This is a genomic window from Gordonia sp. C13 (assembly GCF_023218005.1).
GTDB classification, from domain to species: domain Bacteria; phylum Actinomycetota; class Actinomycetes; order Mycobacteriales; family Mycobacteriaceae; genus Gordonia; species Gordonia namibiensis.
This window is the reverse complement of record NZ_JALPSY010000047.1, coordinates 1-12,576: the sequence shown is the minus strand read 5'-3', so window position 1 is coordinate 12,576 and position 12,576 is coordinate 1. Positions and strand designations below refer to the sequence as shown.

Below are 12,576 nucleotides of genomic sequence, written 5' to 3'. Positions count from 1 at the left end.
CCGCCAGCGAATTCGTTCGAACGATGCCCACTCGCGTCTGACCGGATGCACGACTGCGGTTCATTCCCGCTCCCGCCTGTCATGACAGCATCTCTGCCCCCGGCTGGTGCATTAATCTTGTTTGGATCGCGTAGTGCACGGTGTGGCCATCGCGGGGAGACAAATTGGCGGACGACACCAATCTTCGATGCTGTTGAAGGCCGACTTTCCACACACCGCAGTCAGGACTTGTGGGATACACATCGTTTTGAGTGAGCTGTCGTGCCACGTGCGTGACAACAGGCGGACCACTCGTGCGGGGTGATTAGACGGGGTCGACGCGAGTGGCGAATGCAGGGTCTCCGAAGGGCCTGTCTCTATGAAAGCGAACGCCCACCGTGGCCGCAGCGCCGTCAATAATCCCCCACGAGGTCTGGCACAGGTGCGCGGCAAACAAGTCCCTGCTCATTCCATTCTGCCGACCGTGATCGATCCACCACTGGGTCGCTGATAGACCAGCCCCTAGGATAGAGGCCACTGCTACGGCGACGAGGGACTCGTCGGCGCCGACCTCTCGGAGGCCACGAGCGAACTCGTCAGAAATAATCTCCATTGCCGATCTCAGCTGATCTGCGGCCCCTCCCTCGCCGGACTCAGAGTACTGGAACATGTGATTCGTCATGAGGAAACGGACGACCGCCGGATGGTCGTCGACCAAGGATACGTATGCAGAGATCGCTGAACGGAAAAGCTCGTCAACGGAGCTGTCTTCCTGTCCGGAGAGCAGAGTTGACTGCGCTGACTCCCACATCATCGAACCCAGACGTGCTGCCACGGCGGAATAGAGCCCAGCTCTGTCACCGAAATGGCGGTAGAGCTTAGGTTTCGACGCACCTGCCTCTTCCGCAAAATCGTCCATGCTCACAGCATCGCCGAACTTTTCGATCGCGCGTATAGCCGCGTCGACGAGTTCAGCCTTAACGACAGCGCGGTGGTCGTCCCAACGCGTGCTTCGTGCGTCGCGCACACGACGCTGCACTTTCACCGGGGCCGCGGAGATTCGACGGACTACAGACATGGCCTCCTAGGTTATCAGGATGGACGACTCGTCGCGCCGGTGAGCACGTGGCGCCCGCGTGGCCGAGGCATTGGTTGATGAGACGAGCTTCAGGCGGATCTGTCTAACCTGGCCACAGCTGAATTGAAGTCTTCAACGGCCTCTAGGTTGGACATGTGACCGACCTTGTCGAGAAGAGTGAATTCAAATAGAACGCCCTGCCGACCCAGTCGCGCTGCGAGATCCACCGAATGGGCCGCCGGGGTCAGTCTGTCGGCATCGCCCACGATGACCGCCGCCGGCACTGTCAGCGAGTCAACACCCCTGCTGACGTCGATTGTCGCCAAAACCGCACCCCACATCCCCCGCACCTGTGGTGGGCATCGCAACACGATGTCGGCGCACTCATCGATTACCTCGACAGTCGCGCCCGGGCCCAGGGTTCCGTAACGAATCAGGCGGCGAGACAAACGCGTGTCCTGCATCTCGGGTCCCGCGACCGCAAGACTAGCCGCGAAGGCCCGTTCAAGTCTCGGTCGTAGCTGGCGGGGAACTTTGAGTAACGTTGACCGATCCACCAACTGTGATGGCCCGGTGCTTGCCAGTACTACTCCGCGGGCCAGCTCCGACACCGAGGCTGGGTACTCAGCTGCCCAGCTCATGATGGACATACCTCCCATGCTGTGTCCGACCACGACAGCCTTGTCGGTGGGAGTGGCTACCGCCCGAACTACGGCCTCCAAGTCATCGGCCAGAAGTCTCGCCGAGAACGGTACCCGGCCCCGGTCGCTCCACCCGTGTCCGCGTTGGTCGTAGACCACTACCCTATGCGTCGCCGCGAACTGTTCGATCTGTGGCCGCCAGAAACGCCCCTGACAGGCCCAGCCGTGACTAAAGACTAGAAGTGGAGCATCCCGGCCCGGGCCGAATTCCTGGGCGAACAACCTGGTTCCGTCGGAGGAGAGGACCTCGAGGTGCCGCGATCCTCGCGACTCGCTCGCTATCTCAGAGGTCATCGAAGCTCACCGTGACTGCATCCGTCAGCGGAAGTGCCTGACACGCAAGCCGTTCACCGTCGGCAATGTCATCTTCAACGAGGATGTGGTTTTGTGCCATTTCTACATCACCCTCAACCAGCTTGCATACGCACGCGCTGCAGGCCCCTTCTCGGCAGGAGTACGGGGCATTGTGACCTTGGGCCAATAGCACGTCGAGCAACGGAGTGTTGCGCGGCCACTCAGTCGTGATGGACTGCCCATTCAGATAGACCGTGGCGGTCGCCACACCATCGTCGTCACTGAGCTGACGCATCGTGGCTGTCTCGAATGGATCTCCGGTCAGTGACTGAAAGACTTCTCGATGTACCGAGGCGTGCTCGACACCGCAGGCCTCCGCCGACTTCTGAACCAGATCCATGAACGGCGCCGGACCACAGGTGTAGATCTGTGCACCGCGGTGCTCACGTATGGCGGATTCGACATCCTCAGGTGCCGGAATCCCCATAGCCGACTCCAACCAGTGGAAGACCGTGAAACGCTCGGGGAACTCGGAGGCGATCTGCGCCAGTTGGCCCTCGTACATGATCGACTCGGCATCGCGATTCGCGTAGAACAGTGTGACTTCGCCCCCGCCGCACACAAGCGCCGACTTAATCAGCGACAAGACCGGAGTGATCCCACTTCCTCCTGCAAAGAATAGAAAATCGACGTCGAGATTCTTAGCCGTGAAGTGCCCCGACGGCGGGAGGACGGTCAACTCCATTCCCGTCATCGCGTTGTCGCACAGCCAGTTCGATGCGTAACCGTTCTCCGTCCGCTTGATCCCGATCTCGAGACGGAAGTCCTCGACGTGAGGCGAGCTGCTCAACGAGTAGCATCGTGCGACATGACCGGTCCGATCAGATGGGATCTTCACGGTGATGAATTGCCCTGGGACATGCTTGAACTCCTCGACCATGGCATCGGGGATCTCGAACGAAATGGTGACGGAGTCTTTCGTTTCCTGGGTCACTTCTGAGACGCGCAAGGTGCGTGAGCGGGCTGCGGCAGCCGGACGTGCATCGGGTTCGACGGTCACTTGAGGATCCCCTGTCTACGTGCGACCGCGTAACCCGCCCGTGTCAGTGGCGCCGCGATGTCCTGGTAGCGGGGACCGATCACCCGTGCCACGAAGTCGAAACCGCGGGCGTCCGCACCGATCAACACTCGTGCCTTCTTCTTGTCCATACCTTTGAGGATTGTCGCCGCTGCTTTATCCGGGGTGCTTCGTGCGATCCTGTCGAACAGCGAGGCGACAGTCGCGGTGTCTGCCCCCATGGCGGAAACGCCTCGGGCATTGTTGACGATGTTGGTTTTTACACCCCCCGGGTGCACACATGTCACTGTGACCGGGTATCGACTGATTTTCATCTCCTGTCGGAGCGCCTCGGTGAAGCCTCTGACGCCGAATTTCGCGGCATTGTATGCGCTCTGGCTGGGGATTCCGATCAAGCCGAAGACGCTCGACGTGTTAATGAGATGTCCGTCCCCGGACGCGATCAGGTGAGGCAGAAACGCCTTCGACCCGTTAACGACTCCGCCAAAGTTGATGCCCATGAGCCAGTCGAAGTCTTCCCAGGTCATGTCGACCACGTCGACGCCCAAGGCCACGCCGGCGTTGTTGAACACCATGTCGACGTGGCCCGACTCTGACCGCACTCCGTCGGCATAGTCCTGAAACGCACTGCGGTCCGCAACGTCTAGTACGGCGGCGGTTACCGTCGCCGCATACGTGGTGCGGCAAAGTTCTGCAGTCTCCTTCAAGTGCATCTCATCAATGTCGGACAGTGCCAGTGCGGCACCTCGCTCCGCCAACTGGAGTGCCAGAGACCGACCGATCCCTGACGCGGCACCGGTGATCACTGCCACCTTGCCTGTGTAATCATGCCGGTCAGAATTGCTCACTGTCGTCTCACCATTTCTACGAATCGTGTCTCTCCGTGCGTTCGGGCTCAGGCGATGTCGTACTCGGCGGGGTCGAAATCTTTTGTGGCGCGCCAGTACTGCCATGTGAAGCCCGGCCACACGGTCCGGTTGACGCCCTGCGAGTCGAGATACCAACTCGTGCAGCCGCCGTTGGTCCACACTCCCTTGGCCAGCTTCCGCTGGATGTCGGTGTTGAACTGTTCTTGCACGGACGGGCGTACGTCAACCTTCTCAGCGCCTCGGCTTTCTACTGTGTCGATGGCCTTCATGATGTATTTGATCTGTTGCTCGATCATGAACACCACTGAGTTGTGGCCGAGGCCCGTGTTGGGTCCGAGGAGGAAAAACAGGTTGGGAAAACCCTCGGTCGTGATGCCCAGGTGCGTGTTAATCCCCGTCTGATGCCAGTGGGACGGGAGATCCTCGCCAGTGGCACCTTTCAGGGCGAGCTGATCGAAACCATCAGTCACGTGAAAACCGGTCGCATAAATAATTACGTCGATGAGGTGCTCGACGCCGTCTGAGGTGATGATGGAATCAGCGGTGACCCTCTCAATCCGATCGCTGATGACGGTGGTGTTGGGCGCCGCAAGTGCAGGGTAATAGTCGTTTGACCCCAGAATTCGCTTACAGCCGATGCGATATGACGGGGTCAGTTTCTTGCGTAGTGCCGGATCAGAGATGGAGCGTTCAATGTTCCACCGAGCGACCCGTTCGATTGGCCGCATAAGGTTGGAGTGACCGTTGAGGCCGAAGGCTAGGCTCTCCGCACCCCAGTACACCGACCACCTGGCGATACGACGTGCAATCGGGAGTCTGCTCAGAAGAGTCCGCAGGGCCGGCGGAACGGTGAAATTCTTGCGGGGTAGGACCCAGGCAGGGGTTCGCTGGAAGACCTTGAGGGACATGGCCTCCTTCTGTACGAACGGCACAAACTGGATAGCGCTGGCACCAGTGCCGATCACGGCGACACGCTTGCCCTCCAGATCCACCGAATGATCCCACTGTGCGGAGTGAAACGCTTCGCCTTTAAAGTCCTCAATCCCCGAAATTTCGGGAAAATTGGGGATATGCAGCGCACCGACTCCTGAAACTACGAACTGAGCAATGTACTCACGTCCGGACTCAGTACGCAGGTGCCACCGCGACTCTGACTCGCTCCAGTATCCGGAAACCAACTTCTGACCGAAATGAATCTTTTGTGTCACGCCGCGCTTGTCCGCGACGTCTTGTAGATACCGCTCAATTTCTGGTTGTGACGACCACACCTTCGACCAGCTACCTCGACTTTCGAATGAGTACGAGTACATCAGCGACGGGACGTCACATGCACAGCCCGGATAGGTATTGTCGCGCCAGGTTCCACCGACGGAGCTTGCCTTCTCCAGGATTAGAAAGTCGCTGTACCCGCGACGTCTTAGCTGTGCGGCCATCCCGAGACCAGAGAACCCGCTTCCGATGATCAGAATCTTGGTCGAAATCGGGTCGTCGGTTGAGTCGGTTTTGGCGGCGGCGCGCGAGGCGCGCCGGGTAGTTGAAGATGCCATGTTTATGCTTTCTCCCTCGTGGGTTCGTTGGCACAACACATCACCTGCGCACAGTGGCAGCGGGTGATCTGTTGAGGCGGAAGTGATCGCGAAGCCATCGAGAATGCTCCGCACAGGTCTAACTGATGTCGACCGTGACGGCTCGGCCGCGTGAACGGAGATCAGCGGAGATCGTCGGGAAGGCTCCGCGTCGCGCGCCACATGGCCATTGTGAACTTGCCTTCCAGCATTCCCGCCTCATGGAAGAACCGAATCATGGGCTCCGACATGAACTGCAGGTTGGTCCGATAGTTTGGGCTGGTTTGTTGTGCCCATACGCCACGCCAGCGGCTAATTCCCACTGCGGGGTACACTTTCGGATTAATGAGCAGCGGGTACGCCAGGTTCGCGATGACGGCAAGCACCCCTCGGTGCCAAGCGCGCGTCGCCTTACGTCGACGCTGCATGCCTTCGATCATCTCCAGTCGCGCAAAGGTAATGTGACGGGCTTCCTCGAGGACATGGATCTTCATGAGCTGGCGAAGCTGAGGCTGCATACTGGGGTCGTTCATCGCCTCGCGCTGGGCGCGGTCCAGGATTTCCTCGATCAGCAGCGTGGCTCCGGACACCGACGGTCCGAGCGGGACGAAATGCAGGATCTTTGCGAAGCTCAAGAAGCCCTTAGGGAGCTTGTAAGGGGGCACGCCTGTTTTGTTAATGAGGCGCGCGAACATAGTGGAATGGCGGGACTCATCGCCGATTTCTGTTAGCGCGTATAGGGACTTCTGATCGGTTAGGGCCCCCTTTGCCGACATGCGCAGGAGCGCCGAACTCAAGAGGTTCTCTGCGTAGATGCCGAAACTGAGGATGCTCACGATCTCGTGGCGTCCCAGCTCGCGACGCTGCTCCTCGGTCATCTTGTTCCATAGTTTGGTGCCGTATAGCGACACCCGGTGCTCTGGCAGAAAGTACTTGCCTTCCTCCCAGGGCGACTCCCAGTCGATGTCGATCTCCGCGTCGTAGAACTTCTCCGCGGAAGACCGCAACAGACGACCTGCAGATCGTTCCATGTCGACGGGCTTGCGCCCGTTCACCCGGGCCATGCCCTCCTGTGAAAAGTCGGGCTTGATATGGGCATCCTGCACGGTCATGTCTTCTCCTCGGTCGTTCAAGGCTGGGAGTCGGGGCCTGGCGCCCAGTACCCATTACTCGCAGTATCTGGTACTGCTAGTATCCACGAACCGCGTTATTTGTCAACGCTCAATGCGAAGAAGGTAGGGCTGCATGTCTGACGACCATGACCTCGACTACTCCGGCGAAGGAACCCTGGTGTGCCGCGGGACGGAGATCCATGTCGAAGCGAAGATCAAAGGCTATTTCCAGCCGCTGAACGGCCTCTACACCTGGTATGGCCGGATTCAGAAGAATGATGAGCTCGACGAGCTCCTGAAGGGCGCCCGCGCGATCGCTGTATTTACGACCCCCGAGGGCCGAGCGGAGTGTGTCGTCGGGGATCCCGACTTCTGGGGCCGATACCGCATCTCAGGTAAGAGCACCCCCCCATACCACCTGCCCACCACTCTCGAGGAGGTCGAAGACATGGCCGAGCACCACCGCAAGTGACAACCATCCACCGCCGCACGGACGTTCGCATAACGGGTGCGCACGATTGGGTCGCCCACTTCAGGTCGAGAGGAAATTTCACATGGTGAGTTCGTCTCCCATTCGAACCCGCCCGTCGAGAGGGGGCGAGAAACTCGGCGAATACAGTCCGACCCTTGAGCGGGTTGCATGGTTTACCCTCCGCCGCAAAGGGATTGTGACGCTGGTCTGGCTCGGCGCCGCCATCGGCTTAGGCCTTCTCTTTCCTCAACTGGAGTCAGTGATACGGGAACAATCTGTGGATCCGATCCCGGCCGGAGTCCCGTCTTTTCAGACCTTGGACCGTATGGGCGCCGCTTTCGACGAGCGCGGCGCCAAGACCACAGTATTCGTAGTGATGGAGAACAGTGCAGGCCTGTCCGACAACACCCGCGATCGATACCACGTGCTTGTCGACACCCTGCGGGCGGACGACAAGCACGTCATCGCCGTCCGAGACCTGCTGAGCGATCCCCTCACTGCGAGTCAGGCTCTCAGCAAAGACAAGCAAGCCTGGTATCTGCCCGTGGGAGTGACCGGCACACTCGGGGGACCCGATACCGCGGAGGCGGTCGCAGCGGTACGCGACACCGCGGAGAGAATCTTTCGCGACACTGAGACGAGAGTCCGTGTGACAGGCCCACCCGCGACATTTAGCGACCAACTCGCCGTGGGCGAGTCGGATCTGGTCCTGATCACTGTCGCCACCGTGCTGCTGATCGCCGTGATCCTCCTCGTCGTCTACCGTTCGGTGTTCACCGCGCTGATGCCGCTGCTTGTCGTGGGCATGAGTTTGGCCGTAGGTCGCGGAGTTCTATCTGGACTAGGCGAGCTGGGCATGCCGGTATCCCAGTTCACCTCGATGTTCATGACCGTCATCATCTTCGGTGCCGGAGTTGACTATTCGGTGTTCCTCATAAGCCGCTATCATGAGGGTATTCGAGCAGGCAACTCTCCTGATGCCGCTATTGCCCACGCGAATGCAACTATCGGCCGCGTGGTTCTCGCATCGGCGGGCACTGTGGCCCTAGCCTTCCTGGCTATGGCCTTCGCCAATCTCAGTGTGTTCAACACATTAGGTCCGGCCTGCGCAATCGCCATAGCATTCGCATTCTTGGCAACGGTTACATTGTTGCCCCCCGTGCTCTCCTTCGCCGCCAAGAGAGGTGCCGGCCTTCCCCGCCGTGACCTGACGCGGGATTACTGGAGAAGAGTCGGAGTCATGGTTATCCGGCGGCCGGTACCTCTGCTGGCGATCAGTGTGGTCGCGTTGATCGGCCTCGCCCTGGTAGCCGCAACAATTCAGATCACCTACGACGATCGCGAGGGGCAGCCAACTGACACAGGGAGCAACGAAGGCTACGCGCTGCTCAACCGCCACTTCCCGAAAGACATCATTATCTCGGAATTCTTGGTGGTGGAGTCCGAGAACGACATGCGCACGGCTCAAGGCCTTGCCGACCTCGACCAGTTGGCATCCCGCGTCGCGCAGATTCCCGGCGTGACCAGGGTCATTGGCGTGACGCGCCCGACCGGTGAGAAGCTACAGCAGGCGCAATTGTCTTGGCAGAACGATCAGATCGGTACCAAGATCACCGAGGAGACCGGAGATGTACAGGCCCGCAAGGGTGATCTGGCCGTCCTTAAGACCGGATCAGAGCAGCTAGCCGGAGGCCTGGCACAGCTAGAAGAGCAGATCTCCTCCAATCTCGCTCCGCTGTCGGGGTTGCTCGACGAGGTGTCGTCCTTTGGCCCACAACTCGACGAGTATCGGCCGTTGGTGAACCAGCTCGCGAGCGCTGCTCCAACGCTTCAGCAGTTCTCCCAGCAAGCGCCTGAGCTGTCTCAACTCGCCCGTCGGGCCCAGTCTGCGGCAGATGCGATCGCGCCGGCATTGTCCGCATTGGACGCTCCGTGGTGTCAGCAGATCGCGGAGTGCTCGGCACTGCGCGCGCAGACGGCCGACATCCGGGCACTCGCGGATGATCAGTCGCTCGCGAGGGTGGCTGACTTTACCGCGCAGCTCGGCCGCGTGAGTGCGCCAGGCTCTACCGACATGGCACAGCTTCAGCGTTCTTTTCAAACGCTGGATTCTGCACTACAGACGATCGGTGGGCAGAACCTCGGGAACAGGGTGTCGCAACTCGAGTCCGGCGTCGGCGTTCTCGCCGACGGCGCACGTCAGTTGTCGAATGGAGTCGGGGCTTTGGTGGACAGCAACCTTCAGTTACTCGGTGGACTGGCACAGGTCGCCGCACAGCTTCGGGCTCCTGCCCGCGAGGTCGGCGATTCTGATTCGGCAACCGGCTTCTATCTCCCCGCGGATGCGTTCAAGGACCAGCAGTTCAGTCAGGTCGCTCGACAGTTCATCTCGCCCGACGGGAAAACCGTGCGCTATGCGATACAGACCGCCTACGACCCATACTCTGCCGAGGCAATGAAGCTCGCGAACGAGCTGTCCAGCGTCGCCGAGAACGCAATGCCGAACACCACGCTGGAGGGCGGACGCGCTTCGGTCGCGGGCTTTCCTGCGATCAACGCCGACGTCCAGCGGCTGTTGTCGCACGATTTCAAACTGCTTGGCATTGCCACCCTTCTCATCGTGGGTCTGATTCTGATGCTGCTGCTGCGGGCCGTCGTTGCGCCGGTGTACCTTCTTGCAACCGTCGTCTTGAACTACATGGCGGCGCTCGGTATCGGTGTGCTTGTACTCCAACATATGTTCGGTGCCGGGATTGCCTGGCCAGCTCCACTGGTGTCATTCATTGTTTTGGTGGCGGTGGGCGCTGACTACAACATGTTGCTGGTCTCACGACTGAGAGAGGAGACGAGGGCGAGCGTGCGGGTTGGCGTAATGCGTACAGTCGCCTACACCGGGTCAGTGATCACCTCGGCCGGGTTGATCTTCGCTGCCAGCATGTTCGGACTGATGGTCGGTTCCATCGATGTGATGGTGCAGATCGGGTTCATCATCGGTGTCGGTCTGCTTCTCGACACGTTCCTGGTGCGGACCTTAGTAGTCCCGGCATTGGCCGTGTTGCTGGGCAATGCGAGCTGGTGGCCGGGTCACATCGACCGTTCCCCGCACGCCCCGGGACCATCACAGAAGACGACGCGCGGGCGGACCCCTGGGGATCTGACTTGCGTCGGTCCCTGAACATCCCGACCATCCCGACCACTATCTGTTGGGGCAACCGGTCCCGGTGTTGCCCCAACAGATTAGGAGCGAGGTAGTACATGTCGCGGCACACTCGCCGGCGATAGACGAGTTGTGTTGGTACTCAATGCTAGTGTGACAAGGCTCATCGATCTTCCCCAGGTGTGCTCATTGAAATTCCCCACCCGGAGGCGGCTTCTACTCTAGCGTTCGCCGGGTCGGTGTGGTCGCGGTGCGCTGGTTCTGGGAGCGGGCGTGGTGGTCGCGTAGGCGGTAGGAGTCTCCGTCGAGTTTGAGCACGACCGAGCGGTGCAGCAGCCGGTCGAGCATAGCCGCGGCGACGGTGGTATCGCCGAGGACTTCACCCCATTCAGCTACGGATCTGTTGGTGGTGATCACGATGCTTGTTTTCAAATAGTGTTGCGCCACAACCTGAAACAGTGCCGACGCAGCCTCGGCGGGTAGTGGAAGGTATCCGAGTTCATCGATCACCAGCAGGGTGGGCCCGGCGAAGAACCGCATGCAGGTGGCCCACCGGCCCTCGATGGCCGCTTTGTGGCAGCGGGCAGCCAGATCGGCGGCGGTGGTCACGTAGGTGCGGTAGCCGACGTGTACCGCGGCGCGCGCGAGTCCGACTGCGAGGTGGGTTTTGCCGGTGCCGGGCGGTCCGATGAGCAGCACGTTGGTCGCTGATTCCAGGTAGGCGCAGGTGCCCAGTTCCCGGATGAGGTGGCGGTCCACGCCGGGTGCGGCGTCGTAGTCGAAGCCGTCGAGGGTGGCCGGGGTCGGTAGGCACGCGAACCGCAACCGGCCGGCCAGGCGGCGGGCTTCGGTCGCGCAGACCTCGATCTCTAGGAGATGTTCGAGCATCTGGGTCATCGACCACTCTTCGTCGCCAGCGGTCTGCAGTACCGAGGGCAACGCTTCGGCGGCCGCGTCGAGTTTGAGTACGGCGAGGTGGCCCCGCAACTTCTGATAGGTCGAGACCGCCGCCTGACTCTGCGGCTCGGGCATGGTGGTGTGGGTGGTCATGGCAGTTGGGTCCTGTTCTGTGCGGCGCGTTCGTAGACGCTCATATCGATGACCGATGGTCCGGCATCAACCGATGGGTTTGCTGTCGTTGTTGTGTTGTGGCGCAGTCGTTCTGCGGCCTCGCGAGCGTGTTGCCCGGGTGGGATGCGTTCCTTGCGGCGGTGCGGCCTGCCGCCGGTGACCGCAGCAGCCATGGCTGCTTGGTCGAGGGCGACAACATGGCCGTGGTCGCGTATCTGGGCGCCGGTTCCGGGTGCGGCGAGGCGGTGGCGGGCGATCACGATCCCCGAGGTGGTGGCGATGTCGATATGGCCCGCGCCGAGGCGTTCGGTCACCGTCACCTCAGCCATCGCCAACTCCGGGGGCACCGAGTACTGGTTTCCACGCCAGGCGACGAGCGCTTGACGAGACGCCGTCCTGGCTTCGCTCACCAACGCCGGAAACGGCGTGGCCGGTGCTGGAGACAGTGGTTCGCGTTGGGCGATGGTGGCGACGTTGTAGCGGCCATCACGGGTGCGGCGCATTCGCACATCCGAGCGGGTACGACAGAACTTGTCCAGACTCGCTTGGGCCTGTTCGACAGTGATGTCATCGCCCACGGTGCGCCACCACCGTTGAGCAGCAACACGATTGGCTGATTCGACGACACCTTTGCGGTTACCTCGTCGTGGTGGGCAGATCGCCACCGCAACACCGTAATGCTTGGCCACTGCGGCGAACTCCGAGGTCAGCGCGCCGCTGGCCGGATGGCAGACCGTGGCCATCCGGTCGAACCGCCACACCTTCGTCACCCCACCGAGTCGGCGGGTGATGCGATCGAGGCCGGCGACCACGTGTGGGCGGGTCATATTCGGTGCCAGATAGCCGCGCTAGCGCCCGGAGTGCGCCAACGATCCGACGAACAAGTACGCCGTCGATCCCCACCCCCAGCAGGTCGGCGGATTGGGTAGTTCCAGCCAATCCCATTGTGTCTCTTCACCCGGCGGGTGCTCGATTACCGCGTTCGGTCGGTGGATGGCGGAGGCGCACTGCTCACACGTCGGGCGCAGACCACGAGCCCGGATCTGACGAGTCAAGGGTTTGATACGACTGGCTGTAACCGAGCTCCTCGAGTTCATCGCACAGCGTGCGCGCCCACAAATGCGGATCCTCGGCCAGGCGTGCGGTCACGTACACGACGAACGGTTCGAACGGATCCTCATCCGGCTTCTTACGCTGCCC

The 12,576-nt window shown here is 60.9% G+C and carries 9 protein-coding genes and 1 pseudogene; 2 read left to right on the top strand and 8 right to left on the bottom strand.

Annotation, left to right across the window (positions count from 1 at the left end; translation table 11 throughout):
- Window positions 1–304: 304 nt before the first annotated feature.
- The 6 genes from M1L58_RS22770 to M1L58_RS22745 all read right to left on the bottom strand — a co-directional run bounded on the left by M1L58_RS22770 (window position 305) and on the right by M1L58_RS22745 (window position 6,676).
- Entirely contained in the window at window positions 305–1,057 is a 753-nt protein-coding gene (locus M1L58_RS22770; RefSeq protein WP_042378677.1) for a TetR/AcrR family transcriptional regulator, read from the bottom strand.
- Window positions 1,058–1,146: 89 nt separating this feature from the next.
- A complete protein-coding gene (locus tag M1L58_RS22765) occupies window positions 1,147–2,052 on the bottom strand; it encodes an alpha/beta fold hydrolase (protein WP_010844919.1) in 906 nt (301 codons plus the stop codon).
- Window positions 2,042–3,112, bottom strand: a complete 1,071-nt coding sequence (locus M1L58_RS22760; protein WP_005195189.1) for a ferredoxin--NADP reductase — start codon at window positions 3,110–3,112, stop codon at window positions 2,042–2,044. The genes M1L58_RS22765 and M1L58_RS22760 overlap by 11 nt, the downstream gene beginning before the upstream one ends.
- On the bottom strand, window positions 3,109–3,978 hold the full coding sequence (locus tag M1L58_RS22755; RefSeq protein WP_006369629.1) for an SDR family NAD(P)-dependent oxidoreductase: 870 nt from the start codon (window positions 3,976–3,978) through the stop codon (window positions 3,109–3,111). The genes M1L58_RS22760 and M1L58_RS22755 overlap by 4 nt, the downstream gene beginning before the upstream one ends.
- Before the next feature lie 47 nt (window positions 3,979–4,025).
- Window positions 4,026–5,546, bottom strand: a complete 1,521-nt coding sequence (locus M1L58_RS22750; RefSeq protein WP_035718354.1) for a flavin-containing monooxygenase — start codon at window positions 5,544–5,546, stop codon at window positions 4,026–4,028.
- A 161-nt stretch (window positions 5,547–5,707) separates the two neighbouring features.
- Window positions 5,708–6,676, bottom strand: coding sequence for an AurF N-oxygenase family protein (locus M1L58_RS22745; RefSeq protein ID WP_005195186.1), 969 nt, complete (start codon window positions 6,674–6,676; stop codon window positions 5,708–5,710).
- Window positions 6,677–6,809: 133 nt separating this feature from the next.
- Here M1L58_RS22745 and M1L58_RS22740 point away from each other — a divergent pair, with 133 nt between their 5' ends.
- Window positions 6,810–7,148 carry a DUF4873 domain-containing protein gene (locus tag M1L58_RS22740; RefSeq protein WP_006902477.1) on the top strand — a complete coding sequence of 113 codons (339 nt, stop codon included), beginning with the start codon at window positions 6,810–6,812 and terminating at the stop codon, window positions 7,146–7,148.
- 82 nt (window positions 7,149–7,230) lie between these two features.
- Window positions 7,231–10,323 (top strand): MMPL/RND family transporter, encoded by a 3,093-nt coding sequence (locus tag M1L58_RS22735; protein WP_006902476.1) that lies wholly within the window; start codon window positions 7,231–7,233, stop codon window positions 10,321–10,323.
- A gap of 198 nt (window positions 10,324–10,521) precedes the next feature.
- Here M1L58_RS22735 and istB read toward each other — a convergent pair whose 3' ends face one another.
- Both istB and M1L58_RS22725 read right to left on the bottom strand, forming a co-directional pair.
- Window positions 10,522–11,355, bottom strand: coding sequence for an IS21-like element helper ATPase IstB (gene istB / locus M1L58_RS22730; protein ID WP_006902475.1), 834 nt, complete (start codon window positions 11,353–11,355; stop codon window positions 10,522–10,524).
- Window positions 11,352–12,576 (bottom strand): annotated as a pseudogene (locus M1L58_RS22725) (Mu transposase domain-containing protein); the annotation flags it as partial. The gene istB and the pseudogene M1L58_RS22725, both read right to left, overlap by 4 nt.

Excerpts from the sequence above, each read along its gene's own strand:
- M1L58_RS22740 (WP_006902477.1), top strand. The coding sequence starts at position 6,810 with ATGTCTGACGACCATGACCTCGACTACTCCGGCGAAGGAACCCTGGTG.
- M1L58_RS22745 (WP_005195186.1), bottom strand. The coding sequence starts at position 6,676 with ATGACCGTGCAGGATGCCCATATCAAGCCCGACTTTTCACAGGAGGGC.
- M1L58_RS22770 (WP_042378677.1), bottom strand. The coding sequence starts at position 1,057 with ATGTCTGTAGTCCGTCGAATCTCCGCGGCCCCGGTGAAAGTGCAGCGT.
- istB (WP_006902475.1), bottom strand. The coding sequence starts at position 11,355 with ATGACCACCCACACCACCATGCCCGAGCCGCAGAGTCAGGCGGCGGTC.
- M1L58_RS22735 (WP_006902476.1), top strand. The coding sequence starts at position 7,231 with ATGGTGAGTTCGTCTCCCATTCGAACCCGCCCGTCGAGAGGGGGCGAG.
- M1L58_RS22750 (WP_035718354.1), bottom strand. The coding sequence starts at position 5,546 with ATGGCATCTTCAACTACCCGGCGCGCCTCGCGCGCCGCCGCCAAAACC.
- M1L58_RS22765 (WP_010844919.1), bottom strand. The coding sequence starts at position 2,052 with ATGACCTCTGAGATAGCGAGCGAGTCGCGAGGATCGCGGCACCTCGAG.